Source organism: Ruania alkalisoli, from assembly GCF_014960965.1.
Classification (GTDB): domain Bacteria; phylum Actinomycetota; class Actinomycetes; order Actinomycetales; family Beutenbergiaceae; genus Ruania; species Ruania alkalisoli.
In genome coordinates this window covers 3089565-3114267 of the sequence record NZ_CP063169.1, presented here as the reverse complement: position 1 = coordinate 3114267, position 24703 = coordinate 3089565, and the positions used below count along the sequence as shown (strand labels likewise).

Sequence of the window (24703 nt, the reverse complement as noted above, 5' to 3'; positions counted from 1 at the left end):
TCACTGCCCCGGGGTGGACGAGACGGGTAGAGGCTGCGAGTCTCGTCGGCCACCGGGTAGAGCGAAGAGCCACCGAGCGCCGACCTTCTGGCTCAGGTCATACAGGGCCGTCGAGACCACGACCAGCATCGCGGTGACCACCGGGAACAGCAGGGCATCGACCACCGGGCTGGTCAGCGGAAGCACGGTCGTACCGTCGTCACGGCGCAGCAACAGGATCAGACCACTGAGCAGGATCGGGTGGAGCACGTAGATCGCCAGCGTGCGCCCCGCGAGGTAGCGGCTCACTCGCCGGACGGCTCCCGATCTGGCGGTGAGGAACGCCAGCTGACACGCGGTGACCAGGCCGAGCACGTTCATCGCCAGGATCAGCAGCGGCGTGATGCTGCCCGCGATACCGGCGACGTAGATCGCCCAGGCGAAGCCGACATAGAGCCCGCCCGCCGAGGCGGCGGTCAGCCAGGTGGCACCGGACGCGATCCGCTCGACCGCCGGTCGGCCGAAGCACCCGACGAAGTACCAGACCGCGAAGTAGCACACGCGCGAGATGTTCGACGCCAGTGCTTGGGGGGTGTCCAGTGTGTCGACCAGGAACGAGGAGACCAGCGGCGCGATCGCCACCAGAGCCACACCGGCCAGCAGCAGAACGTAGCGGAACCGCCGCAGGAGCCGGGCCGTGACGAAGAAGACGACCAGCACCGAGAGGAACCAGTAGGCAGTACCGCCGAAACCGATCGCCTCCAGGCTCGAGCGCATGTAGCGCCCCGGATCCTCCGGGTCGTACCGCGGAGCGCAGAGGACGGCGAACAGCACGCTCCACAACAGGAACGGCCACAGCAGATTCCCGACCCGAGGTCGCCACAGCCGCCGCCACGGGCGTTCGATCGCACTGCTCGCAAGGAGTCCCGAGGCAAGGAAGAACAGCGGCATCCGCACCGGGATGAGGGCCCTGCTGACATCGCTCCACCAGGAGATGACATGGCTGACCGACCCCGGGAGTAGCTGACCTGCACCGGCCACACTCACGTGGTAAAGCACGACCAGGACGATCGCGACCGCCTTCGCGACATCGATCCAGGCGAGCCGGGGCGACGAGGCAGATGTGGCGATCGGGGTCATCCGGTCCTGTCTCCTGCGATGCCCGGGGTGAAGGGCTCCGTCCTTCTGGCAAGCCCTGCGAGGTGCCGCATCCTCAGCCTTGGGCGTCGTGCTGCGAAACCGAAGCCCGCCACGGCGGTGTGTCACATATCACACGGCTACCTGCGTGATGCGGGCCATCCAGCACTGCTCACAACAGGTGAAGAAGGCCACGGTAACTCATCCGGGCAGAGACGACCAAGGAGGGAGGGATATGGCAACGAATCGCACAGGGAGTGAGAGTACATTCGCCGGCGCCTTCGGTGCCGCGATCGACAACAGCGGTGTCACCCTCACGTCCCTGGTCACCAGCATGAGCGAGCGGGGGATCCCGATGGCTCTCGCGACACTGAGCTCGTGGCGGTCGGGAGCGCGCAAGCCCTCTGGTCCGCGGTCCGTCGAGGCTGTCACAGAGATGGAGGATCTGCTCGGCCTCCGGGCGGGGCAGCTCACATCATTGGTGTTGCCGCCCACCCGTCTCGGCACTGTGTCGCCCGCCCGGGTGCCCGTGTGGGAACAGGACGAGCGTACGCAGATCGAGGAGACCTTGGCGACGCTGGGTGGCGGGTTCGGGGATGCGCGACAGCTCTCCGCGAACGTGGTCAACGATGTCGGAGCCGATGGATGCGTCGTCCGTCGTTCATCTCGGTGGCTGTACCAGGCGGTCGCGCCAGCCGTACGGAGACTGCCCGGGATTCTGCTGCCCGTCGAACCAGCGACGCGGGCACCGGTGGTCGACATCGTCGCCGGCGGATCCCTCGGGCGGCAGTACCTCCACCCCAGCGGGATGGTCTACGGCGTCGTGATCGAGCTTGAGCGCCCGCTCAACGCGGGGGAGACCACCATGGTCGAGCTCGACGTAGACATTCCTCGTGGCTTCCCTCTCGGGCAAGCAGTCGACTACCACCTCACCAGGTCCGTCCGGGACCTGGTGATCTGGACCCGGTTCACCCCCGCATCTCTTCCCGTATGGATCGGTGAGTACGAGGAACACGACGGCCGGAGGTCGCTGACCGACAAGCAACTGCGTCCCGGTTCGTCCTCGGTGCATCAGGTGCGCCGAGACTTCGGTCCGGGCGTACTGGGACTGCGCTGGGAGATGGAGGACGAGGACGAACCGTGAGTTCCGCACGAGCAGGCCGACAGAGCACATCTTCACGCTCGATCCGACGGTGTGAAGGTGAGCAACCGTAATCTCGCCGTCGCTCGACGGGATGAGTGTGGCGCACGCCCCGGCAAAGCCGCCGGGCCAGCAGAGGCGCACCCGAAGACCACAACACAGCACGAACAACAGGGCAGTTCGAAGGAGAAGCAAACGTGAGTATGCAAATCAGGCGTGATGAGTGGAGCCCGCCATGGCGGTCTCTGAGTAGGTTGGCAGCAGCGATCGTGGCATCGGTTGTCGTTCTGGTGCTGGGTGTCGTCGGCGTGCCAGCAGCGTATGCGGCACCCGGCGACTACACCGTCTCGATCGACGCCCCCACCGATGTCGCGGTCACGGATCCGTACGAGTACGCCGTGACGATGAATCTGCCGGAGGCGAGCCCCGGTGCGCCGGCCACAGGGATCACGATGGAGATCCAGTTGCCCGAGGGCATCGGCGTCGACGTCATTCCCACAGGTGCTGGTTCGCCGGTCGAGTCGTACACCTTCGACGCCGCCACAGGCATCGTCTCGCTTGTCATGAAGGACATCGAGGATTCCGTGACGTCGTTCACGGTCGCGGTCACCCAGGACGACATCTCGACCTACACCCCCGACACCGTGCTCGAGGCGACGGTCACGGGTAGTTCGACGCCTTCTGGCGACACGCCGACCGACTCTGCGCAGACGTCGGTGACGGGAACATTCGACTATTACCCCACGAAGAATGCGGACACCACGCCTGCGACCAATGGCCGTCAGGTGACGTACAGCTTCCAGGTGCGGGGTGCTGACTCGAACTTCGTCGGATCGGACCCGGTGCTGACCGATGAGCTTCCGGTGGGAGCGGAGATCGTCGCTTCCGACGGGGGCGTTGGAACGTGGACGTTCGCGGGCGACTCAGCCACCGGCATCATCGCCACCTGGACTGATGACCGCAACATCCGACGCGGAGGCACCAACGCCGGCTACCTGGTCGTGTACTACCCCGAGTCCGCGTTCCCGGCGCAGGATCCGCCGGAGACGCCGCCGACCAACACGGTCGAGCTCGCCGTCGCCGACGCCGACGGTACGGTCCACGACGACTTCCCGGACGCCAGCGCGGCCGGTGACCCGATCACCGACCTCGGGCCGGGCACGTCGTTCGGGATCTCCAAAAGCCCCGCGGATCGGACGGTCAGCAACGGCGAAATCGAGAACAACGAGGGCATCTACAACGTGTCCGCGAACTTCGAGTCGGCGGATCCGTTGGAGTTCTGGACCATCGAGGACTCGTCCGCGACGGGTGACAATGCGGCCTGGTACGAAGCCAACCGTATCTACAGGCTCCGCGTATCCTTCGACACCGCGATGCAGATCCAGGATGTGCCATTCGTACTCGAGTACACGACATCCGCTGACCCGGGTACGTGGATCGAGTCCGGCGCCGGCGAGCAGAACACCAGCAGCGTGGGCGCCACCGCCGACTACCAATTCAGTACCACCAGCTCGAACCCGGTGGCCGAGGGTGAGTATGTGACCGGATGGCGGTTGCAGCTCTCTCCGGATGCGGGGAACCTGATCAGCAGCGGCAGCGTGCGGGTACAGATGCGTGGCGTGCCGACGTACACCGGTGAGCTGGGTGATGGCCCGCTCACCTTCACGAACACGGCCATCCAGAGTGCCGAGTTCGAGGACGGCGAGCCGCTCTCGGACGAGTCGACCGCGACCCAGACGATCCTTGAGGCCGTGCCGGTCAACGTCTCGGTGGACGCGCCGGATTCAGTGGCGATCGGTGGCGCGGCGACCTACCAGGCGTGCATCTGGAACCTGGATTCGGTGCGGGACTACCCCAACGGGACCCTGGAGGTGGTGCTCCCGGTGGGTGTCACCTACGACGCGGCCACCGGCGTGAGCGCGGCGAACGCGACGGCGACGCCGATCGGCGACGGTGCGACCGTGACGACGTCCACAGTGACCGACGGGGAGAACCTGCGCGAGGTGGTCACCATCACCCTCGATCAGCTCGACTCCCTGGACATCTATGACGCGGATCGCGAGCATTTCTGCTACGACATCCCTGTCGAGGTGACCCTGGCCGCCTACGGTGAGGGTTTGGACGTGGAGGCCTGGGGTCACGTCGATCACCCGGACTACGAGAACCTCCCGATGGGGGACGCGGGACTCGCGGACGATGTGTTCGATTTCTCCCCGCTGGACGAGATCGTCTTCGCTGAGGACATCTCGGCTGCGGTGACGGCGGGTGCACTGGCGACCGGTAAGGAAGCCAGTGCCGATGGCGAGGTCTTTGGTGTGCGCAGTGAGCTCGCCGAGGACGGCACGGGTGCGTACCGGGTGACGATGACGAACTTCCTGCCGGAGACGGTGACGGATCTGGTCATCTTCGACCTGCTCCCGGAGGTCGACGGCGTCGCCGCGGTGCTCGACGGCGACGTGACCGGGGCTCCGGCCGGGTCGGTCACGGAGTACTCGTCCGACGCGACCAGCGCTGCCGATGGCACGTGGTCGACCGACTTCACTGATGCGACGGCGTTGCGTGTGTCAGTCGATCAGCTCGCTTCCGGTGACTCGGTGGAGCTCGTGGTGCCGGTTCGGCTCGACGGCGAGGCCGTCGCGCTCGACGAATGGGTCAATGCCGCCACGTTCAGCGCCAGCTACGCGGGTAGCACAGTGACGGGCACGTCGAACGATGCCACCTTGTTCGCTTCAGCCGACCCGTCGGCGGAGGTCGTGAAGACCACCAACGGTGCCGAGTACGACGCCGCCCCCGGTGCGCTGGTGGCGACAGGCTCGGACGTGGCGTGGGAATACGTGGTGACGAACACGGGGAACACCTACCTCGATGTGTCGAACATCGCCGATGCCTACACCGCTGGTGATGCTTCCACCGGCATGCTCACCCCGACCTCGGCTGATTCGGATCCGCTTGCTCCGGGCGATTCGCGCACGTTCACGGCTGCTGATGTCGCTGTGGCGGGTCAGTACCAGAACACCGTCACCGTGTCTCCAGTCGTCGTGGACGAAGCTGGCGAGCCGCTGGCGAACGCCCCCGCAGTGGACCCGGTCTCGGACGACTCCTGGTACCTGGCAGACCAGACGGGCCTCACTGTCGTGAAGACGACGAATGGTGAGGACGTCGAAGAAGCGCCGGGCGTCTTCGCCCTCTCCGGCGACGATGTGACCTGGACGTACACGGTGACCAACACCAGCGAGACCCTCGACCTGACGGACGTGTCCGTGGTCGACGTGGACGCCGACGGTACTGAGGTCTACTCCGACACGATCGCCACCTTGGCTGCGGGCGAGTCCGTCGAGCTCACGGCCAGCGGTGTCGCGGTGGAGGGACAGTACGAGAACACGGTGACGGCCACGGCTACCGATCCGCTCGGTGGTGAGAACCTGACCGCGACCGATACCTCCTGGTACTTCGGTGGCGCACCGGCCGCCGAGGTGGTGAAGACGACCAACGGGATGGCGTACGAGGCCGCACCGGGTGCACTCGTGGCCACTGGGTCGGACGTCGTCTGGACGTACGAGGTGACGAACACAGGCAACACGTATCTCGATTTCTACGAGATCGAGGACGCTTTCGTCGCTGGTGACGGCACCGAGGGCACCTTGACCCCGTCCTCGACCGAGTCGGGACCACTGGCTCCAGGTGAGTCGCGTATGTTCACAGCGACTGATTCAGCAGTGGCGGGTCAGTACGAGAACAGCGTGACGGCCACGATGATGGTCGTCGACGAATCGGGACAGGTCGTTCACGACGTCCGGTACCCGGTCAGTGATTCGTCCTGGTACCTGGCCGGTGAGAACGGACTGACCGTCGTCAAGACGACCAACGGCGAGGACGTCGAGCAGGCGCCCGGTGTCCAGGTGGTGCCGGGCAGCGAGGTGACCTGGACCTACACGGTGACCAACACCAGCGACTCGTTCGAGCTGGCGGATGTGAGTGTCTCCGACGTGGACGGCTCGGGCGCCGAGGTGTTCACCGAGACGATCCCTGTGCTCGCCCCGGGTGAGTCGGTCGAGCTGACCGCCACCGGTACCGCCGTGGCGGGTCAGTACGAGAACACCGTCACGGCGTCCGCGACCAGCGCGCTCGGCGAGGAACTGACCAGCACGGACTCCTCGTGGTACTACGGCGTCGAGCCCGGTCTCGACGTGGTCAAGCAGGTGTCGGCCACCGAGGACGGTCCCTGGGCCGAGGACGTCACCCGCCCCTCCGGAGAGTCGGCCTACTGGCAGATCACCGTCACCAACACCGGCAACAGCGACCTCACAGGAGTACAGGTCAACGATGAGGCTCTCGACCTCACCTACGAGATCGAGGCCCTCGGTGCCGGTGAGAGCGACACTCGTGTCATCACTCAGGAGAACGTGACTGAAGGATACGAGAACGTCGCAGTCGCGACGGTCGCTCACCCTGTCGATCCCGATATGCCCGCCATCACCGCCGAGGACGAAGCGCGTGTGGACGTCACGGTGCCGGACGCTCCGAGCGTCCCGGCCGAGCCTGACGATGGGGACGCGCTGCCCAACACCGGTGCTGCACCGGTGTTGCCCTTGGCGCTGACCGGGTTGCTGCTGCTCATCGGTGCTGCGCTGATGATCAGGGCGCGGGCCCGCGAATAGCCTCCGCGGCAAGCCAGGGCTGACCGACGGCCCGTCCTCCCCGCACTCTTCCGGTGCGGGGAGGACAGGCCGTCCATCTCACTCGCACCGGCGGGACCTGACCACCGTGTTCCGGCACCAAGACGAGAGACGGACCAGAGCAGTGGACGATCTACGTGCGTCAGCGCCAACCAAGCAGCGGCTCATTGGCGTCGCCGTAGACGCCTTCGGTCGTGATGGCTTCGGAGTCGGGATCCGGACCATCGCCTCGCGAGCCACGGCAGCTGCCGGCACCGTGCAGTACCACTTCGGCGGCAAGGACGGTCTGCGAGATGCGTGCGACAGGCACGTGCTCACGATCATCGACAAGGCGTTGCCGGTCTCCTTCCTGCCTGAGGGTGTGGTGCGCGAGCAAGCGGCCGAGGATGGTGCCTTCGAGGGGGTCCTGTGCTACTGCATGCGTAGCCTGGCCGAGGGAACGCCGTTAGCACGACAGTTGGTCTCGCGTCTGACGTCGCACGTGTATGGCCTCCTGGGCGCGAGCACTGAGGACGGACACGAGCGCCGTGAACAGGCAAGCCAGGTCGTCCGGTTCGGCCTGGGCGCGATGGTGCTCGACTTCGCCATGCGTCAGCCGGTGGGCTCGGACGACTCAGTCCGGTTTGTGAAGAGTGCATGGGAGACGGAGTTCGTACCACACTTTGCGCACGACAAGCGGGGACCCGACGACCACGCCGTCATCTGATGGCACCCACCGCGAACTTGCCCCATGAGGTCGTGAGCCCAGCTCCACGTGCCGCCTCCGGTCGGTGACCTAGTCAGCAACTCCAAACGGCAGGTGCCGCATCCGTTCGGCAGCCTCGTGCTCGGCAGCCTGCCTGCGTATGGCCGTTGCGTACTCCCGGTCGCGTCGGGCCACCAGGACGGCCGCAAGGAACCGCTCGGGGTGTGTACCCCACGGGGGCGGTGGTGCCACGTAGGGCTCGATGGCGGCCGCCAGTGCGTGTGCCGCCTGCTGCCGGGCCTGTGGGCGCATCGCGTTGGTGCGGGAGAGGAAGATCCGGGCGTGCAGGGCTGGTCCTGGTGGCAGGCGGCGGATGTCAGCACGCTCAGCCCAGGCGGCCAGATCCGGGGGCATGAGCAGCGGAGCGCGCATGCCGGTGCCGGCGCGGCTGCGCACGGCATAGGTCCCGGCGAGGAGATCGCCGAGGCGCTTCCCACGCGAGTTCACCAGCGAGGTGATGATCGCCAGCGACCCGACCGAGACCCAGATCTCGATCGCTCCGGTCAGCGCCCGAACGAAAGCTTGCCGGAAGCGCACCGGACCGCCGTCGTCGCGCACGATCCTGATCCCGGTGGCCACCTTGCCGGCCGACAGTCCGCGCGTGATGGTCTCCACCGCCGTCGGAATGGCCACCATGGCCGTCACGAGGGCGAGGATCCATGCGACGGCGAACTGGGCATCGTTGGAAGCCAACGAGAACCCGACGATGAGCACCAGCACGCCGGCGAGTCCCTGCACAGCCAGGTCGATCAACCCCGATCCGACCCGGCTCAGTAGCATCGCTGGACGTGCCTCGAGCGCCACCGCCTCCCCGGTGACGATCAAGTCCGTCGGCAGTCCCACCGGACGAAACGGGTCCGAGGGAGCGTTGGTGCCATCAGCAGTGTGAGCACTGCGGACAGAGCCGCCCCGAGTCGCGGCCCTGTGCGCGCCAGGGCCAGCAGCACCGGAACTGACAGCGGAAGTTCGCGGCGGCGAGCTTCGCGAGGCCGACGTGGCGTACGGGTTGGCCGCCGTAGCCGCCACGTCAGGCGCCGGCGGTGCGGGTGGCGTCACCGAAGGGTTCATCTATGGCAGATTAGCCGGTATGGACCTGGATGCGTTCGTCGCGGTCAATGCCGCGCGGTGGGATCGGCTCGACCAGCTGACCCGCGCGCGCCGGCGCACCGGTGCTGAGGCAGACGAACTGATCCAGCTCTACCGCCTCACCGCCACCCACCTCTCCCAAGTCCGCACCAGCGCACCGGATCCGGAGATCATCGCGCGCCTGAGCGGGCTGCTGGCCCGTGCGCGTGGCGTCGTCGCGGGAGCCCACGAGCCTGCATGGAGTGATATCACCCGGTTCGTCGTCATCTCCCTACCGGCCGCGTTCTACCGGGCACGATGGCTGACGGTGGCCGCCATGGTGTTTTTCTGCGTGGTCGCCGTTGTGGCCGGGGTACGGGCCGCAGCCGACCCCGAATTGCTTGCGCAGATGGGAACTCCCAGCCAGCGAGAGCAGTATGCCGAACAGGCTTTCGCGGCCTACTACTCCAACTACCCGGCTCCCGACTTCGCCGCCCAGGTGTGGACCAACAACGCCTGGATCGCCGCTCAGTGCATTGCCGGCGGTATCACTGGGATCTTCCCGGTGTTCGTCCTGGTGCAGAACGCGGTCGGGGTCGGGATGGCGGGCGCCGTCATGGCTGAGCATGGCTACCTCGATGTGTTCTTCGGGCTGATCCTTCCCCACGGGCTGATGGAGCTCTCGGCGATCTTCATCGCCGCCGGCGCCGGTCTGAGGTTGTTCGGCGCATGGGCATTCGCGGGACCACGCACGCGATCACGCGCTCTCGCGGAAGAGGGCCGGTCCGTCTTCACCGTGGCTATCGGACTGGTGGTCGTGCTCGGCGTCAGCGGGCTCGTTGAAGGATTTGTGACACCGTCAAGCCTGCCCACCGGGGTCAAGATCACCATCGGAGCCTTGGTCTTGGCTGCGTACTGGCTCTACACGATCCTGCTTGGCCGCCGCGCCGTGCGGGACGGCGAGACCGGTGATGTCCGTGCCGAGCACGCCGAAGACACCGTCGCGATGGCGGACTGAGGAACTTTCCTCGCAAGATCGCGTCATGAGCGACCGTTCGAACGCCTCTCATGGGTAGTCGCGCCGAGACTGTCTCGGTCGTCGACGACCTACCGGCCGTGCACAGCACGACGACGAGAGACGGATCGATCCTCAGTGAGCAAGCCACGCATCTCCCCATCGACCAAGGAACGCCTCATCACCGTTGCCGTCGACGCCTTCGGGCGCGAGGGTTTCGACGTCGGGATCCGAACGATCACGACCCGCGCTACCGCCGCCGCCGGCATTGTTCAGTATCACTTCGGCGGGAAGGAGGGGCTTCGCGAGGCGTGCGACCAACGTGTTTACATGGCTGTCGATGCAGCGCTTCCTGCCCACTTCCGGTCCGACGGGATGGTTCAGATAGCCGAGGACGGCGACCCTAGCCCGATCGTCTACTACGTTCTGCGCAGCCTCGGGGAGGGCGCCCCGCTGGCCCGGCAGGTCGTCTCGCGTCTTGCCACACATGTCGCTGGTCTCCTCGGCCCGGCCGAGAAGCTCGGGTCCGACACCTTGAACCGCGCGCGTCAGGTCGTCCGGTTCGCGCTCGGCGCGACCATGCTCGACTTCTCCGTTCGCCGGCCGCAAGGGCCCGACGAAGTGCGCGAGTTCATCCGGGTTGCGTGGGACGAGGAGTTCGTCCCGCTCATCGCACGCGTGTTGGCAGAACCGGATCTGCTCGGAGAGCCTGCTACTGAAGAAACCCATTGAACGACTGTGTATGTCGAGATGCGTATTTGATGAATGAAATGAGGAAAAGCCGTGTGGTGTTAGTTGAACGATCGTGAGGTTTCGACGTAGGGCGCTTTTGAGTACATGGTGACTCTGCGGTGCATCTGGGGCGAGCAATCAGATGCATGGGTGTTCGGCCCTTTGCTCACTAGTCGTTGTCGAACGCACTTCTTGGCGTCGGTGACATTGAGGTCGCGGAGCCATGACCATTGAACGCTGGTTCAGATCTGGTCGCGATGCACGTCGCCCGCCGGTGGACTACCGTGCGTACGTTGGCTAACGATCCTGTTAGATTCGAGGGATGAGTTCCGGCCTGCATGCGCCCCTAGGTGGGTGAGAGGGAGTGCATCGTGGATGAGGCTCCCGACGTCGCGCAGGTAGCGTCTATCGACGATGCCGAGGCTCTTGACCGCGTGCGAAGCGGCGATCTTGAAGCGTTCGCGGAGATATACAAGCGCCACCGCCCGGCTGCTGTAGCTGCGGCGCGCCGCGTTCTGGACGAAACCACTGCCGATGACGCCGTGCAGGTCGGGTTCATGCAGGTGCTGCAGGCGGTGCGCTCAGGAGGTGGGCCGAATGAGCATGTGCGCGCCTACATCACTACCTCGGTGCGCCGTGCCGCCCTGCGTATCGGCTCTCGTGATCACGAGGCGCCGCTGGAGTCCTATGACGTGCTCGACGATCGAGCATCGGTCCGGGAGGGTGCCGTCCTCGACCAGATGCTCCTGACCAAGGCCTTCCGGACGCTGCCTGACCGGTGGCGTCAGGTTCTCTGGCTGGTCGACGTCGAGGGCCACTCACTCGAGGACGTCGGCTCACGCTTCGGTCTGAATGCGAGTGGTGCCGCGGCACTTGCCTATCGCGCCCGAGAGCGCCTACGCACGGCGTGGCTCGGTGCGCACGTCAACAGCGAGGGCGCCCCGCGGGAGTGCAGCAAGGTCGTCAAGCACCTCGCGGCGTGGCAACGTGGAAAGCTCAGTACCCGCCGATCCCGCGACGTTGAGGACCACGTCGCGGACTGCCACCACTGTCAAGGAATTCTGCTGGATCTGACCCATGCCTCGGCTCGGCTCAATCAGGTGGGTCTCCTCCTGGCCATGGCCGGTGCTGTCCCGCATCTGGGACACCCTGCCAAGGGCGGTCTCACGCTCGGCAAGTCGCGAGGGCGGTGGATCGCAGGTGCAGCCGTTGTCGCCGCAGCTGCTGTGATCGTGGTGCCATCCGTCGTGACCGACTCCACGCCGCCAGCCCGAACGGCACCGTCGCCAGTCGTGACAGCTGACCCGTCCCCGAGTCCGGATGACACAGCCGCCACCCCCGATGGGGATCCATCCACACCGTCCACCCCAGCGGAGCCGGATGAACCGGATCCCACGCCGGCGGACGAGCCGACCGGTGCTCCTACATCCGATCGGACAGCGTTGCCGCCGGTGAATTCACCCGCACCTGCGCAGCCGTCACCGACACCTGAGGAGGCCCCCAGTCCCGAAGAGCCGGCGGCGCCTGAGGAGACGGTGGAACCGCTGGAACCTCCAACTCTGGTGGCATTCAGCTCATCGAGCTATCACACGATCCCAGAACTGACAGGTTCGGGCGTTCCCGGGGCCACTGTCGAAGTGCTCGACGCTCTGGGGACGGTCGTGGCGATCACCACAGTGGGGCCGGACGGGACCTGGTCGGCGTTGCCTTCAGGGGTGCCCGCTGGTGATGGCCTGACGTTCAGTGCTCGCCAGATCGACGGCGAGCAGGAGTCCGAGCCGACCAGTGCGAGTGCACCGGTTGACTTCCTGGCACCGGAGATCACCAGCATCTCCGCTGGCGACGAGGTGCCGCTGGAGAACACCGACGTCAACAACAACGGCGAGATCGACGACATCATCGTGACCACGGTGGCCGATTCGGGCTGGGGCATCCAGTTCCGCAGGAACGGCGCGTTGGCGACCACCGTCCACGAAGCAACGGGCTCGCCGACGAACTTCATCAGCAGTCCCCAGTACGTCGGGCAGTCCACACTCGAGATCCGCTACGTGGACCTCGACTCCGGCGCCGAGGGAGCCTGGTACTCCGTGACGTTCCAGGTGGTCGACCCGTAGCAGGAACCGAGGATCCCTGAACGTGTCATCGAGTCCCGACTAAGCGTGATGGGGGAGCGCCGTGGGGTGTTGTCCGTGCCGCGTGAGATCGTCACTCGGACCGATCGGATTCGAGGATTCCCCTGGCGATGTCTCGCCATGCAGTGAGTTGGACCCGGAGATCCTCAGCGGTGTGGGGGGCAGCCAGGGCGTGATCGAGCATCGCTACGCCCAGAGCCCGGCGAATGACCCGGGTCGCCGCAGCATCAACCTCATCCGGGTCCGGCTGATCTGTCTGGTAGTGCGCGAGTACCTCGGTTCGGGTGCTCTCCAGGAGGAGGTCGATCAGCGGCTCCACCAGTGCGGTCGACTCGGCGAGGCTGCGCATCAGATACCGGAGATTGTGCAGGTGGGTCCGGCTGTTGCCGCGAAGACGCACCTCGCGCTCGCCCGAGGACACCACCATCGGCAGGTGCACGCGGGTGTCGTCAAGGACCTGGCGGTCGCAGGCTGAGCGCAGGCCCGCCTTCCCGCCGAAGTGATAGGTCACCGAGCCAGCGGTCACGCCCGCCTCGGCAGCGATCTCGCGCAGTCCGATCCCGAAGCCAACGTGACCGAATATCCGGATCCCCGTCCTGACGAGATCGGATCGGACGCTCGGCGCAGGATGCGTTCGATTGATGATCATCGCGCGTGTCTCCCCAGTGTCCAGCAGGTGGTTTGAGCGATCCTATCGGCTCGCTATCGCGGTTCAGGTGCTTGATGTCGGGTAGTCGCTGGCTTATGCGTCTCTTGCGGTAAATGTGTCCGGTATCGCATTTTGGGATGGTCTGTTATACAGTCGACTTATCGCTCGTCGCCGAGCGGTCTGCACCAGGATCCTGCTGACGAGGTGGGAGGTGCTGGTGCGGTGTCCAGTCCATATTGAACCCAAAGATCGGCTATGCCCGACAAGCGGGCGATGGCGCAGCACGCTAGAGGGAGGGGCTGCTCGTGAGTGCAATCCGTTATGCAGGACCGGCACGCGTGAGCGAGAGGCAGTGGCTGCGCGCCACTGGAGTAGGCCGATGGGTGGCCGCGCTCGCTCTGGCGCTGGTGGGAACCCTGATCGCCAGCATGGTCGTTGCTGCTCCGGCGCAAGCGGCGACGGTGTACGAGCTCGAGGGTGAGTGGGACGACGACACTCCCGACACGGTCCAGACTGGCGACTCGATCGCCGCCACGTGGTGGGCGAACGTCAATGACGATGCTGCCGCTCCGGGGAATGAGCCGGTCGACAACGTCACGATCACGATGACGGTGGTCGGTGCCGAGTTCGATGAGATCCCGCCTGCGTGTCTGACTCACGATGATGATCCGACGCTTGATCCGGAGTCGGAGATCCTCGATGATGGCGCGACCCTGGTGTGTAACGGGGGGACGTTTGATGAGGGGACGGCGCTGCGTCTGAACGCGTCGGTGACCGTCACCGCTGAGGATGGCGAGAGCGTCTCGATGTCTGCCACGGTGGCTGATCAGCAGGCGGAGTTGCCTGAGGTCCCGGTGCAGAACGAGTTCTTCATGGACATCGTCTGGGACGAGAACGCGAATCAGCAGAGCAACAATGGTGACTCGCGTGACATGTCGTTCAACTGGACGTTGTTCCATGGTGCGTTCAGCGCGGACGGGCCCGACACGGTCACGTATACGTTGGATCTGAGTAACACCGTGGGTGATCCGATGCAGATTGGCCCGGAGGCTTGCTCGACGTTCACGTCGGGATCGGCGACTGGTCACCCGTGGTCTGGTGGCGGCAATCCGACGGACCAGACGGCGCCGTTCGTCGATGACTGTACGCTCACGGGCTCGGGCTCGACGTATCAGCTGACGTTGTCCGGGATTGACTACAGCCACACTCAGGTGCCGACCTTCGACTCGGCGGGCAACGAGCTTCCTGCCACGCGGGTGGCCGTTGCTTCTGGCGAGGTGCAGTTCCGGGTTGTGACCGACGCGAACTCTGGTCTGATGAGTGTGACCTCGAGTGCCCCGACGTACTTGTCCGCCGGTGGTGCGACGATCGATGATGATCCGTCGAACAACTCCACGTCGAACAACTGGGTCAGTGGCATCCACTCCGGTGCCTGGAACCCCGGCCACACCGGATCGAGCGCTGGTTTCTGGAATGACACCTACCGGGTGAGCCCGGGGACTGAGGTGCGTGCTGGAACGAACATCAACTATGCGGCCGTTGACCAGACGGCCACTGAGGGCGGTTTGTGCCAGATTCTCGACACGGACTATGTCACCTATGCGGGCTATGAGTTCGTTGACGGCAACGACGGTTTGTCGGACATTCCAATCCCGGTGGAGTACCTTGTGACGCCGAACCCGCTGTCTGATCCGAATGGTGCGGAGCCGTGCGGGAATGAGACGCTGAACTGGGTGTCGTCGGAGCCGACAGATTTGTCGACGGTCCGGGCCGTGCGGGTCAATTTCGATGTTGCTGACGTGGGTACGGACTCCCGTCCGACGCTGCGAGTCATGCAGATTGTCGATGAGAACGCTGTGGCGGGGCAGGACATCTGGATGTGGAGCGGGGTTCGGTCCGCATTCGCTGCTGCTGAATGGGACTATCCACACCGGAGTAACGACCCCAATGATGCTCCCGATTATGGTGTGGTGACGCAGGATGATGCGCGTTACGCCTACACGGGTGGTCACCGTGATGTGCTGCGGATCTCCACGGTGTCGCCGGTGGTGGAGAAGTCGGTGGATCCCTCGGTGGTCGATCCGGGCGGTTCAGCGACGTTCACGGTGACATACTCGGCTCAGGGCACGGGTGACATTGCCGAGTCGGTCGATGGCTACGAGATCGTCGATACGTTGCCAGCGGGGATGACCTATGTTGCGGGTTCGTCCTCGACAGGTTCTGATCCGGGGATCAATGGCGACACCCTGACGTGGGTGATTGATGGTGTGCCGACGAATGAAGATCAGACGCTGACCTATCAGGTGGACATCGCTGAAGATGTGGACGGCGGCGACCGCCTCGAGAACAGTGTGACCGGTGAAGTCGATGGTCTCCTGAGTGAGCCTGCGTCGGCAGCGGTGACGATCAATACCGCTGGTGCAACATCGATTGTGAAGACCGCGGACCAGGCGTTCATTCCGAATGTGAACGGCGATGGTGTGGGTGAGGGTTCGTGGACGGTGGATGTGGTATCTGAGGACCCGTCGCCGCAGGCATTCACCGATACGATCGACATCCTTCCGTATAACGGTGACGGGCGGGGCACGTCGATGACCGGTACCTACCAGTTGTCCGGTCCGGTCACGGTGAGTATGGGCGCGACGGTGTATTACACGACCGCGCCTCCGGCGACGCTCTCGGACGACCCGGCTGATCCGATGAACGGCGCGGCAGGAGACCCGGCCGGGAACTCGGTGGGTTGGTCCACCACGTTCACGGCGGATGCGACGGCCGTGCGTGTCATTACTGATGAGCTGGAGCCGCGCGGTGCGTTCAACTTCACGATCCCGATCGTCACAGACGGCATGGAGGGCGAGGACCTCCTGGTGAACCGGGCGCAGGGCCGGGCGGAGAACACCCGGCTGGTGATGCGCACCTCAGCGCAGACGCAGATCGCGAACTACTACTCGGCGAGCCTGAAGAAGTACATACAGGACGTGGACGGTGAGTGGCACGACGCCAACGACCCCGTGACGTATCCGGAGTTCCACATTGGCGACACGATCCGCTACCGGGTTGTGGTGACCAACACCGGTCAGGGCACGCTGACCAACATCGTGGCTTCTGATGACCAGCAGCCGGAACTGGGGGCGTTCACGATCGATTCCCTGGCACCCGGTGAGTCGTTCACCCACGAGTACGAGTTCGTGCTGGAGGAGCCGATCGGTGAGGACGCTGTGGTGAACACGGCGTGCGCTGAGGCGGACACTCCATCGGACTCGATCGACGAGAACGGTGATCCGCTGCCGCCGGAGATCAATTGCGACCCGGCCGGATTCACTCCGGTCGGTGACACGACGCACATCAAGGAGCTGGTCTCGGCCGACCCGATTGGTGGCGGGCAGTGGGAGATCGTCTACGAGATCACCGTCGAGAGTCTTCAGACGCCAGCTGCGTACTACGACCTGGCTGATGAGCTGCACTTCACCGACCAGGCAACGATCACCTCGGCTGAGATCACCGATTCGCCCGCGGGTGTGGTGCTGTTTGATCCGGCGTGGGACGGTCAGGACAACCTGACAGTGGTCGAGCACGCTGACATCGAGGGCATCGACAACCCCGACTATGTGCCGCACGTGTATGAGGTGACGGTCGTCGCCGATGTTCCCCTCCAGCTCGACGGTGCGGGTTCGGGTGCTGGTGATCCGACCGCTTGTGGTGCTGAGGATGGTGTGCCTGAGGATCGGGCGTTCACGAACACGTCCGAGTTGACGAAGTCCACGGGTGAGACCGAGGTGGGCGAGGCGTGTGCGGAGCTGCCCTCGATCGATATCGCCAAGTCCATCACGGATGGTCCGTGCCCAACGGTGACGGTACCTGGACGGTCAGTTACGACGTCGTCGCCACCAATGACGGCGCCGCCGCGGGCGACTATGACATCTCTGATCGCATGACTGCTGGTGGTGACCTTGACGTCGTCTCCTCGGCGATCACGGCTACGCCTGCGGGTGTGACCCCGAACGCGGACTGGACCGGTCTGGGTGCTGAAGGCGCTGCGGAGAACGTCATCGCCACTGACGTCACCCTGCCTGGCGGTGGAGTGCACACCTATCAGGTGGAGGTCGTGCTCGGGATGGCTGAGGGCATCGAAGGTCCCCCGGACGTCGGGGCGTGCCCGGCCGAGCCCGGTGCTGACGGCGGTGGCCTGGCCAACACGGCCGAGATCGAGCACAACGACCTCACTGACGCCGACGAGGAGTGCACGTCCGTAGCGGCGATCGTGGTCGATAAGTCGATCTCGAGTGGTCCAGTGCCGAACGGCGACGGGACATTCACGATCACCTATGACCTGCTGGCCGAGAACATCGGCGGCGCAGCCGGGGAATACGACATCTCCGACCGGCTGCTGTACGGCGAGGGCATCGAGATCACCAGTGCCGGGATCATCACCGCACCTGATGGCGTGAGTACGAACGCTGGTTGGACGGGCCTGGGTGACGAGGGCGCGGCGGAGAACGTCGTAGCCGAAGCCATCATGCTCGAGATGGATGGTGTGCACACCTACCAGATCGAGGTGATCGTCCAGTTGGACGAGGACACCATCGACCCGTCGGTGCTCGAATGCCCGGAACCCGGATCGGGTGAGAGTGGCGGGCTCGCGAACTCGACTGAGCTCGACCACAACGGGATCGAGGACGAGGACGATGTGTGTGCTTCGCTGCCGTTGATCGACATTGCCAAGACGATCAGCGAGGGACCGGTGCCCAACGGCGACGGGACGTGGACGATCAGTTACGAGCTGGTCGCCACGAACACTGGTGGTGCCGCAGGTGACTATGACCTCACCGACCAGCTGCTGTACGGCGAGGGCATCCTCATCGAGTCCGCTGGTGTTACCACCGCGCCTGAGGGCGTCGACACCAACCCGGGCTGGACCGGTCTCGGCGACGAAGGTGCGGCGGAGAACGTGATCTCCTCGGACGTCACGCTGCCCGAGGAGAGTGCGCACACCTACCAGGTGGACGTGACGGTTTCCCTCGACCTCGAGACCGTCACCCCGGAAGCACTGGAGTGCCCGGAGCCCGGATCGGGTGAAAGTGGCGGGCTGGCGAACTCGACCGAGCTCACTCACAACGGTGAGGACCGTGATGATGATGTGTGTGCGCCGTTGCCGTTGATCGACATCATCAAGTCCCTCGAGGGACCGGTGGAGCCGGTCGAGGATCAGGCCGGTGTCTATGACGTCACCTACGAGCTGCTGGTGACCAACTCCGGTGAAGGTGAGGGCACCTATGACCTCACCGACGAGCTCGCGGCTGGTGAGGGTATCGAGGTCATCGGTGTCCAGGACGTCACCACCGACGCTCCGGGTGCTGTGATCAACGACGGATTCGATGGCATCGATGACACGGTCATCGTGACCGATCAGGCCATCGCCGGCGCAGTCGAAGGACCGGTCGAGCACACCTATCAGGTCACCGTCCGGTACTCAGCTGATGTGTTCGACGTTGAGGTTCCCACGGATGGGATGTGTACCACGGCTGATGGTGGCCCGGCTCCGGGTGCGTTGGACAACCAGGCCACGGTGGACTGGAACGGTATCGAGGAGGAAGACGAGGAGTGCATCCTTCCCGGTAAGCCGACTGTGGATAAGGAACTGGTCACTGCTACACCTGTCGGTGGCGGGCAGTGGGAGATCGTCTACGACATCACTGTCGGTAACGTCGGTGGTCAGGCCACGACCTACGACCTGGATGATGAGTTCCTCTTCGCTGCTGAGGTCACCGTCGATGGTGTGCAGCTGGCCGGGCCCGAGGGTGTGATGCTCAATGCGGGCTTCGACGGCGCCAGCGATACCCGGATCGCGACCGATGTGATGCTCGCGGGGCTCGACTCCGAGGACTACGCACCGCACGTGTACACGGTCACGGTGATCGCGGATGTTCCGTTGCAGTTCGATGAACCCGATGCCGATGGCACCGGTTCACCGGCCTGCACCGAACCGGCAGGCTCGAACCCCCTCGAGCAGGGCCTGAACAACGCAGCCACCCTGACCGATGAGAACGGTAACGAGGCCACCGATACCGACTGCGCACCATTGCCGTCGATCGAGATCGCCAAGCAGGTCACGGGCGACCCGGTCGTGGACGCGGACGGTGAGTGGACGGTCACCTACGAGATCACCGCAACCAACGACGGGGCCGTCGAGGGTGCCTATACCCTCACCGACCAGTTGCGCTTCGGTACCGGGATCGATGTCACCTCCGCGACCATCGTCTCCACGCCCGAGGGCGTGAGCGCGTCCTCGTCGTGGACCGGGCAGGGAGGCGAAGGTTCCGAGGCCAACGTCGTCGCCACCGACGTTGTCCTGGAAGCCGACGGGACCCACACCTACCAGGTGCAGGTCACCGCCACGATCGGTGAACAGACCGACGCCACCACGTTCAGCTGCGGCGAGCCCGGATCCGGCGAGCCAGCCGGGTTCCGCAACGTCGCCGGTATCGACCACAACGGCCACTCGCAGGATGCGCAGGACTGCATCCCGCCGGAGGAGCCGCCGGAGTTGCCGGGCACCGGTGCGTCACTCGGCTGGGCGCCGATGGCGGCGATCCTGTTGCTGCTGCTCGGCACGGGCACACTGCTGGCGGTGCGCTACCGCCGCCAGGCCGAGTAGGCCGGTGACTCCCAGCCGGGTGATTTACCCCCCGGCTGTACACAGAACGTGCCGCCCACCGCTGTGGTGGGCGGCACGTTCGTGCCTCTGTGGGTTGGGCCCCTCGCCCGCGCTCGGACCAGGTGCCACTCCTCGTCGTCACTGCGGTGCCAGGCGACAACGGACGGTACCCGGGTGAGGCCTCCCAGGCTCCGCATCTGGGTGGTCTCAGAGCCGCCCGGCCGCCTTCAACGCCAGGTAGGTGTCGGCGATCGCCGGCGGCAGCGCCTCCGGTACCCGCTCGACCACCTCGCTGCCACCGCGTTGCATCCGGGTGGCGAGCGCCTCGCGCTCTAGGTCGGTCCGCTCGGCAGCTGCGGCGTCGAAGACGTCCGCCGAGGTCTCCCGCGCGCTGCGTAGCTCCTCCGCAGCCGGGTCGGTCGCCGAGCCGACGATCACCTGGTGATCCCGTGCGATGGTGGCCACTGCGGGCAGCATTCCGGTCTCGGTCGCTCCCGCTTCCACGCCGGTCAGCAGCACCACCAGCGCCCGCTGGGAGAGGGTGTCGCGCACTTCCTGTGTGATCCGCGCCCAGTCCGGCTCCACCAATGACGGCGTCACCTGCGAGAGCGCATCGGCCATCGCGGCCATCACCGCCGGCCCGTGCGTGCCGCGCACTCGTGCCTGCACGCTGGAATCGACGGCGAGCAGGTCCACCCGGTCTCCGGCCTTGATCGCCAGGGCGGTCAGCAGCAGTGCCGCCTCGATCGAGGCGTCCAGCCGCGGCGCGTCCCCGAGTCGGGCGGCGGACAGCCGCGAGGAGTCCAGCACGATCAGCACCCGGCGATCCCGCTCCGGGCGCCACGTACGCACCACCACCTCCGAGCGGCGAGCCGTGGCCCGCCAGTCGATGGCCCTCACATCGTCACCGACGACGTACTCGCGCAGGGAGTCGAACTCGGTGCCCTGCCCACGCACGTTCACCGCAGTGCGCCCGTCCATCTCCCGCAGCCGCGCCAGCCGGGAGGGCAGATGACGCCGCGAGGCGAACTCCGGCAGTACCCGTACGATCCCGGGCACCTCTCGCGATGACTGGCGGGCCGCGAGGCCCAGAGGTCCGTAGCTGCGCACCGTCACCCGGTCCGCGCGCACGTCCCCTCGGCGGGTCGGCCGCAGCGGGGTGCGCACGCGCTGCGCCTCCTCAGGCCGGATCCGCAGCCGGTGCCGGTTGCCCGTGGCGCCCGCCGTTGGCTGCCAGGCATCGCGCACCAGCCCTCGTAGCGTCCGCCGCCCGAGGTTGGTGACGGTGAGCACCGATTCCACCTGCTCGCCCCGGCGGACCGCACCGGCGGTGCGGCGCTCCACCTCCAGTGCCCCCGTGGCCGCAGCCAGCAGCGTGTCGAGGGCGACCAGCACGACCACAGCCGCCGCCCACACCGCGACCGTGGTGACCTGCGGCACCAGCAGCACCGGCACCGCTCCGAGCAGCACCAGCAGGACGGTCCGACCGGTGATCGCCATCAGCGGGGGACCGGGACCGACCCGAGGATGCCGTCCAGCACGGACTCGGCCGTGATGCCCTCGAGCTCGGCCTCCGCACGTAGTTGCACGCGGTGCCGCAGCGTGGGATGCGCGAGCGCCTTCACGTCGTCAGGGGTCACGTAGCGGCGCCCGGACATCCACGCCCATGCGCGGGACGTGGCCAGCAGTGCGGTCGCGCCACGCGGGGAGACGCCGAGGGAGAGCGACGGGGAGGTGCGGGTGGCGCGGCAGATGTCGACGATGTAGGCGAGCACCTGCGGGCCGACCTCGACAAGCGCGACATCCGCCCGGGCCGCGTCCAGATCGGCCGCTCCGGCCACACGGGTGACGCCGGCGCCGGCCAGGTCCCGGGGGTCGAAGGCGTGTGCGTGCCGGTTGAGCACCTCGATCTCGTCGGTGCGCTCGGGCAGAGGCAGCAGCAGCTTGAGCAGGAACCGGTCCAGCTGCGCCTCCGGCAAGGGGTAGGTTCCCTCGTACTCCACCGGGTTCTGGGTGGCGATCACCATGAACGGGGCCGGCAGCGGTCGCGGCTCACCATCGACGCTCACCTGCCGTTCCTCCATCGCCTCCAGCAGCGAGGCCTGGGTCTTCGGGGGAGTGCGGTTGATCTCGTCGGCGAGCATCAGGTTCGTGAACACCGGACCCTCCCGGAAGGAGAACTCCGCGGTGCGGGCGTCATAGACCAGGGAACCGGTCACGTCTCCGGGCATGAGATCCGGGGTGAACTGAACCCGCTTCATCTCCAGGTCGAGGGATGCCCCCAGCGTGCGTGTGAGCAGCGTCTTCGCGACGCCCGGGACGCCTTCGAGGAGAACATGCCCGCGGCACAGCAGCGCGATCACCAGTCCGGTGACGGCGGCATCCTGGCCCACGACGGCCTTCGCCACCTCCGTGCGCACCTGGGCCAGCGCCGAGCGGATGCGACGTTGTTCGTCCGACTCCGGTTCGGGCTCGGGTTGCGGGGCAGGCGCCGCGGGAGATTCCCCGACGCCCTGGTGGGGGTACCCAGCGGGCTGGGTGCCGTAGGCGGGGGAGGCCGCGTAGGGCTGCCCGCCGTATCCCTGCGGCGCCCCGTGTTCCGGCTGGGCCCCGTATCCAGGCTGGCCCTCCGGTACGGGCGCCCCGTAGCCCGGTGCTTCCCCGGGGGCGGGCTGCCCGGCGCCCTGCTGGCCGTATGCACTCTGCTGCCCGTACGCACTCTGCTGCCCATACCCATCCTGCTGGCCGTAGCCACCCTGCTGGCCCTGCCCGGGGCGGTAGGCCTCCTGCGGCTGCGGGAGCTGCTGCGGCTGCTGTGGCAGTTGTTCCTGTTCAGCCTGCTCATGCTGTGGTGGCTGAGCTGCAGACTCCGGGCGGGGAGCCTCGGGGTGGTCCGGTGTTGCCGGTGGAACGGTCATGAGCGGTGAACCTCACCTTCCAGGGTGTCCAGGGCGTGCGTGAGCGAGAGCAGGGTGGAATCGTCGGTGGGCGGTGGTCCGTACAGCAGCGAGTCGATCTCCTCCGGACGGCGGCCGCTCGCCCGGGCGAGTGCCTCCACCACTTCGTAGGGCTGAGCCGTGCGAGGCAGGCCCGTGCGCTGGGCGAGTCTCCGCACCGTCCCGGCCCGGAGCGCGGCGCCGGCGTGTCCGAACGCCCGGGCGCGCCGGTACAGCCGCCCGCGGCCCCGGATCGTCTCGGTCGCCCGCACCACGACCGGCAACGGCTCGACCACCACCCGGCCCAGGTGCCGGCCGCGCCAGAGCACCACGGCCAGTGTCAGCAGCGCTCCGAACCACCACACCGCCGGAGGAATCACCGGGGGCGGTCCTGTCTCGGAGTCGATACCGAACTGGTCGGCTGGGTCGGGCACGTACCAGGTGAGCCGATCGTGCTGACCGAGGATGCGCAGCACCAGGGCAGCATTGCCAGCTTGCGGCAGTCCCTCGTTGGAGAGCGGGAAGGCGTTGGGCATGGCATACCAGCGCTGGTTGCCGACGGTCCACGTGGCGAAGGCGTACGAGGTGCCTGCGTCGTCGTCGCCGATGGGGAAGCATCCCTCGGCGTCCTCGCCCACCAGCGCCCCAGGCCCCGAGGTCACGATCTCGCCCGCGGCTGCGGCGTGCTCGTCGGTGCATTCGGCCGTGTACGTCCCCACGGCGCCCCCGCCCGTGGCGGTGATCTGGTCGGTGAGGGCCTCAAGTGATCCGAAGTCGAGATTGGTCAGCACGATGTCGGACGGTACGTCCCGCAGCGCCTCCTGCTGCGCTTCCCGCAGCGCCCCGGGATCGGTGACCAGCAGCGTGCTGCCGGGCCCGGCGGCATCCAGCACCGCCTGGGTGGTGGTGACCTCCTGCACGCTCACACCGTGTTCGCCGAGGATCTGTGCGGCGGCCCTGCCGCCGTCAGGCTCCGGGTTCGAGGACGAGTACGGTTCGTTGTTCTGCGGCGGAGCCAGCAGGTTCAGCACGATAGTCCCGGCGAGCAGCAGGACGACTGCGCAGGCCACGATGATCAGACCACGCCGGTTCGATCTGCGCTCGGAGGCGCTATCGGTCCTCGAGCCGAGACGGCTGCCGCGGGCGGTGATCGTGCTCACGAGGAGACCACCGCCTTCGCGCCGGCACGTGCTCGACGTTCCGGCCGGGTGCGGCTGACCTGCCCGTCCACCGACCGCAGCCACAGGTACTGCTCACCCGTGGGCTCGACGTCGCCGTAGGCGACGTCGTCGAACAGGTGGGAGGCCGCGATCAGGTCGTCGGCCACTGACGGCAGGCGAGCTCCGCCGTCGACGGCTGCCTCGTGCGCGGTACGGCCGGCGCGGTCGGTGAGAATGGCGCGTTCGTCGAGCGAGCGCACGATCGCGCGGTACCGCTCGAGCACGGCGAGCGCCTCTCGGCCCGCCTCGTGCGCCGCCTCGGCCGCGTCACGCAGGTCGGCGGACGTGCGGTCGTCGCCATCCAGTACGGCTGCGCTGGTACCGCCGGAAGTACGGGACCGCCGCCTGCGGACCGGCCCACCGAGCAGCAGTGCCACGAGCACCACCACCCCGACGGCCACCAGGACCAGCACCGGCACCAACACCGGACCGAGTGTCCCTTCCAGCCCGGTGATCTGCTCCCACAGCCCCCGCAGCCATTCCAGTACCCGTTCGAGCAGGGTCGGGTCATCGTTGTAGATGCCCTTGCGCAGTTCCTCCTCGGCCCACGCTCGCGCCTCGTCCGCCGAGGGAGTGAGCGGGATTTCACGGGTGCTCAATGCCGTCGGAAGGTGCATCGCC

14 protein-coding genes and 1 pseudogene are annotated in these 24703 nt (G+C 66.4%); 8 read left to right on the top strand and 7 right to left on the bottom strand.

Going from position 1 to position 24703, the window contains the following annotated elements; translation table 11 throughout:
• On the bottom strand, positions 1 to 1119 hold the full coding sequence (locus IM660_RS13850) for an acyltransferase family protein (RefSeq protein ID WP_193496339.1): 1119 nt from the start codon (positions 1117 to 1119) through the stop codon (positions 1 to 3).
• Positions 1120 to 1351: 232 nt separating this feature from the next.
• Here IM660_RS13850 and IM660_RS13845 point away from each other — a divergent pair, with 232 nt between their 5' ends.
• The 3 genes from IM660_RS13845 (at position 1352) to IM660_RS13835 (ending at position 7639) form a co-directional block, all read left to right on the top strand.
• Positions 1352 to 2260 (top strand): hypothetical protein, encoded by a 909-nt coding sequence (locus tag IM660_RS13845; RefSeq protein WP_193496337.1) that lies wholly within the window; start codon positions 1352 to 1354, stop codon positions 2258 to 2260.
• A gap of 266 nt (positions 2261 to 2526) precedes the next feature.
• Complete coding sequence (locus tag IM660_RS13840) at positions 2527 to 6915, top strand: DUF7507 domain-containing protein (RefSeq protein ID WP_193496335.1); 4389 nt, start codon at positions 2527 to 2529, stop codon at positions 6913 to 6915.
• Between the two features lie 142 nt (positions 6916 to 7057).
• Positions 7058 to 7639: a TetR/AcrR family transcriptional regulator gene (locus IM660_RS13835; protein WP_246464953.1), complete on the top strand. Its 582-nt coding sequence runs from the start codon at positions 7058 to 7060 to the stop codon at positions 7637 to 7639.
• Between the two features lie 69 nt (positions 7640 to 7708).
• On the opposite strand, the gene IM660_RS13830 is transcribed toward IM660_RS13835, so the two are convergent.
• Positions 7709 to 8521: an RDD family protein gene (locus IM660_RS13830; RefSeq protein ID WP_246464952.1), complete on the bottom strand. Its 813-nt coding sequence runs from the start codon at positions 8519 to 8521 to the stop codon at positions 7709 to 7711.
• 151 nt (positions 8522 to 8672) lie between these two features.
• Between IM660_RS13830 and IM660_RS13825 the strand changes: the two genes are divergently transcribed.
• The 3 genes from IM660_RS13825 to IM660_RS13815 all read left to right on the top strand — a co-directional run bounded on the left by IM660_RS13825 (position 8673) and on the right by IM660_RS13815 (position 12604).
• Positions 8673 to 9761 carry a stage II sporulation protein M gene (locus tag IM660_RS13825; protein ID WP_343072001.1) on the top strand — a complete coding sequence of 363 codons (1089 nt, stop codon included), beginning with the start codon at positions 8673 to 8675 and terminating at the stop codon, positions 9759 to 9761.
• A gap of 135 nt (positions 9762 to 9896) precedes the next feature.
• Positions 9897 to 10490, top strand: coding sequence for a TetR family transcriptional regulator (locus tag IM660_RS13820; protein ID WP_193496332.1), 594 nt, complete (start codon positions 9897 to 9899; stop codon positions 10488 to 10490).
• A gap of 371 nt (positions 10491 to 10861) precedes the next feature.
• A complete protein-coding gene (locus IM660_RS13815) occupies positions 10862 to 12604 on the top strand; it encodes a sigma-70 family RNA polymerase sigma factor (protein WP_193496330.1) in 1743 nt (580 codons plus the stop codon).
• Positions 12605 to 12695: 91 nt separating this feature from the next.
• Here IM660_RS13815 and IM660_RS13810 read toward each other — a convergent pair whose 3' ends face one another.
• Positions 12696 to 13271, bottom strand: a complete 576-nt coding sequence (locus IM660_RS13810) for a TetR/AcrR family transcriptional regulator (RefSeq protein ID WP_193496328.1) — start codon at positions 13269 to 13271, stop codon at positions 12696 to 12698.
• 338 nt (positions 13272 to 13609) lie between these two features.
• On the opposite strand from IM660_RS13810, the gene IM660_RS13805 reads away from it, so the two are divergent.
• Together IM660_RS13805 and IM660_RS13800 are read left to right on the top strand one after the other, a co-directional pair.
• On the top strand, positions 13610 to 17206 hold the full coding sequence (locus IM660_RS13805) for a DUF7507 domain-containing protein (protein WP_193496327.1): 3597 nt from the start codon (positions 13610 to 13612) through the stop codon (positions 17204 to 17206).
• Positions 17110 to 19926: a hypothetical protein gene (locus tag IM660_RS13800; RefSeq protein ID WP_193496325.1), complete on the top strand. Its 2817-nt coding sequence runs from the start codon at positions 17110 to 17112 to the stop codon at positions 19924 to 19926. Before IM660_RS13805 ends, IM660_RS13800 begins: the two co-directional genes overlap by 97 nt.
• 207 nt (positions 19927 to 20133) lie before the next feature.
• Here IM660_RS13800 and IM660_RS13795 read toward each other — a convergent pair whose 3' ends face one another.
• From IM660_RS13795 to IM660_RS13780, 4 genes and pseudogenes are all read right to left on the bottom strand, one after another.
• The gene (locus IM660_RS13795) at positions 20134 to 21426 is read right to left on the bottom strand and encodes a DUF58 domain-containing protein (protein ID WP_193496323.1); all 1293 of its coding nucleotides are present in this window, start codon (positions 21424 to 21426) and stop codon (positions 20134 to 20136) included.
• A pseudogene (locus IM660_RS13790) lies at positions 21426 to 22367 on the bottom strand (AAA family ATPase); the annotation flags it as partial. The pseudogene IM660_RS13790 and the gene IM660_RS13795, both read right to left, overlap by 1 nt.
• Before the next feature lie 473 nt (positions 22368 to 22840).
• Complete coding sequence (locus IM660_RS13785; protein ID WP_193496321.1) at positions 22841 to 24022, bottom strand: DUF4350 domain-containing protein; 1182 nt, start codon at positions 24020 to 24022, stop codon at positions 22841 to 22843.
• Positions 24019 to 24699, bottom strand: coding sequence for a DUF4129 domain-containing protein (locus tag IM660_RS13780; RefSeq protein ID WP_193496320.1), 681 nt, complete (start codon positions 24697 to 24699; stop codon positions 24019 to 24021). Before IM660_RS13780 ends, IM660_RS13785 begins: the two co-directional genes overlap by 4 nt.
• Positions 24700 to 24703: the final 4 nt, after the last annotated feature.